Annotated in this window: 2 protein-coding genes; both read right to left on the minus strand. The window is 25.2% G+C overall.

Going from position 1 to position 1,046, the window contains the following annotated elements; translation table 11 throughout:
- Nucleotides 1-114: 114 nt before the first annotated feature.
- Nucleotides 115-675 carry an imm11 family protein gene (locus AJN60_RS01525; RefSeq protein ID WP_070285748.1) on the minus strand — a complete coding sequence of 187 codons (561 nt, stop codon included), beginning with the start codon at nt 673-675 and terminating at the stop codon, nt 115-117.
- Nucleotides 672-1,046: AHH domain-containing protein (locus AJN60_RS01530; protein WP_237766501.1), on the minus strand; the 375-nt coding region annotated here is incomplete at its 5' end. The genes AJN60_RS01530 and AJN60_RS01525, both read right to left, overlap by 4 nt.

The raw sequence follows: 1,046 nt of genomic DNA on the forward strand, positions 1-1,046 counted from the left end.
ATTAATTCTGCTTGTTCTCTTGTCATTTTTTATCCTTTATTATGGTATTTGTTTGATAAAACCTAATAAGTTTATATAATTTATAATTGTAATATTTTTATATGTTTATTAATTTTAATATACCATAACTTCACTAAAACTAAAACCTAATAAATTGTTTTCTCTTACTATTTTTTTAAATTCACTTGATACAAAAACAGGTATTTCATCATCTTTAATTCTAAATATATGACTTCCATCAAGTTTTGATTTTTTTAAAACAGCTTTAGTAATACTTAAATATTCATCATTATCACCCATATAAGTATATACAGAATGTTCATAATCTAAAGCCTCAAGTGATTTTATTACATGCATAATTTTACAACCATAATAATTTATTTCCTGATTTTTAATTTCTACATCTAAATATTGCACACAATCTTTGATTAAATCTTGCATTAAATTTATAAATTTAGGAGAGACTATACGCCAACCACAGTCATTGTGTATAAGACCAGTTAGTATGCTTCCTTCATCTTTATCGATTTCAAAACTAGGTGTTTGCCAATTTGTGATAGGTTTAGATTCTAAAAGTGCATATTCATTATTATTTTTTATATCTACAAGATTACAAGAGCACCAATTATCCACATCATTATGATTATAGTTATACATCATTTTATAATATCTCATTGTTTTCTCTCCTTATAGTATTCTTTATGAAGTATAGCAGGATTATTTTTGATTTCTTCTTTTAGTTTTTCAAATTCTTTTAAGAATTTATTCTTATCTCCTCTAGCTATTTTATCAATTTTATTCATTTTTTCAAGAATGTATTCATGGTATTCATTAGGATGTCTTCCGCGATGTGGCATTTTAACTTTATTCCAATCTCCATTTAGTTTTAAATCATATGAATTAAGTATCTCTTGAAATTTTGGAGTATATTTTTTACTCTTATTGGTGGCAATGTGATGAGTTTGAATTGGTAATTGATTGTTTTTACCTCCTATCCCTTCCCATCTTATCCTATCAAATTTAATCTTAGCAAGAGGACTAGCTTG

Origin of the sequence: Campylobacter sp. BCW_4323 (assembly GCF_001763115.1) — a bacterium.
Taxonomy (GTDB): domain Bacteria; phylum Campylobacterota; class Campylobacteria; order Campylobacterales; family Campylobacteraceae; genus Campylobacter_D; species Campylobacter_D jejuni.